Source organism: Xenorhabdus bovienii (assembly GCF_024721015.1).
Classification (GTDB): domain Bacteria; phylum Pseudomonadota; class Gammaproteobacteria; order Enterobacterales; family Enterobacteriaceae; genus Xenorhabdus; species Xenorhabdus bovienii.
On the sequence record NZ_JANAIF010000250.1, the window covers coordinates 1 to 902 of the forward strand.

Genomic DNA, 902 nt, shown 5'->3' on the forward strand with positions numbered 1-902 from the left:
CCTGATAACGACTTCTTCCAGCTTCGTGCGGATGATCTGCGTGATGAGCGTTCCATACGTCGCCGCCTCAAAGCATCTGGTCAGAAACTGGCGAATAACGTTGAGATGGCTATCGCTAAGCAAGCTGTGGAAATGGGTTCTCTGGTTGTGGCAAGCCCTGAACAGATCGGCTCAGCTAAAACGGGCTGGGATTTCATTTCTGAGGCTGAGGCGCTGATTTTCTCTCGTGAATTGAATCGCAGCGCGGGTCTGTCTTTCTTCTTCAACCCGACAGATTACCGTGGGGCAGGTCAGGATCTGACAAACAAAGACTTCTACGGTCGGATTCCAGAGGATGCGTACAAGTCTGGGACTATCCAGAAGCAGATCGCCGGATTCAATGACGTTCTGCGTTCTCCGAAAATGCCATCTCTACCAGCGTCTACAGCGACAGGCCTCACTGTTTCTGGTGCTCAGAAGTTCAGGCCTCAAGCATGGGTCGAAGACACAGACGGAAACCGCGAGAACGTGGATAACCGCACCGCTGTAGTTAAGTTGAGCGGCGCTGGTCTGAAACGGGGTGACAAAATCAGCTTTGCTGGTGTGAAGTACCTGTCTCAGATGGCGAAGAACATTCTGACGCAAGATGCAACATTCTCCGTGGTGGCTGTTAACGGGAGTGATGTCACTATCACGCCAAAGCCTGTTGCACTCAGCGACGACAAGTTAACACCGGAAGAACGCGCCTACGCCAACGTGAATATTTCGCTGGCTGATGGCATGGCGGTCAATGTACTGAACATCAAAACCACACAGGCCAACGTGTTCTGGGCTGATGATTCAATTCGACTGGTATCACAACCGATCCCGGTCAATCATGATCTGTTCTCTGGCATGAAGACACAATCATTCTCAATCCCTAA

At 51.2% G+C, this 902-nt stretch carries 1 protein-coding gene; it reads left to right on the forward strand.

All coding sequences use genetic code 11. The annotated features are described in order from the left end of the window. Positions 1-902, forward strand: a 902-nt coding sequence (locus NXS07_RS20370) for a P22 phage major capsid protein family protein (protein WP_258087559.1), incomplete at both ends; no start/stop codon positions are given.